Annotated in this window: 1 protein-coding gene; it reads right to left on the bottom strand. The window is 67.1% G+C overall.

Annotation, left to right across the window (positions count from 1 at the left end):
- Positions 1 to 76 precede the first annotated feature (76 nt).
- Positions 77 to 277: hypothetical protein (locus E2C06_RS39090; RefSeq protein WP_206664869.1), on the bottom strand; the 201-nt coding region annotated here is incomplete at its 5' end.

The following is a 277-nucleotide window of genomic DNA, read 5'->3' as shown; positions in this document are numbered from 1 at the left end:
CCGCTCCCGCTCCGGCCGCTGCCGAGCCGACACCCTGGCCATCTTGCGCCTCCAAGAGCCGCCAATGACGTCTCCTTCAACGCATCAGGCCAGCCAGCTTTGCCAGCCTAGTTTTTTTCCAGGGCGGATTCAAACGTCCGAGCGTCCGCGCTCTCCCGCCATCGGTCCTAGCAGGCTGCTGAAAAGCGCGCAGGATCGACGGGTGCGGTAGGCTTGGGCGGACCTTCCATGCGCCCGCGTCGCGGGGCGGCTGCCAGAAACAGGTGTCCGGCGCCAG

Origin of the sequence: Dankookia rubra, from assembly GCF_004355005.1 — a bacterium.
Taxonomy (GTDB): Bacteria; Pseudomonadota; Alphaproteobacteria; order Acetobacterales; family Acetobacteraceae; genus Paracraurococcus; species Paracraurococcus ruber_A.
This window is presented reverse-complemented; position numbering and strand designations above follow the sequence as displayed.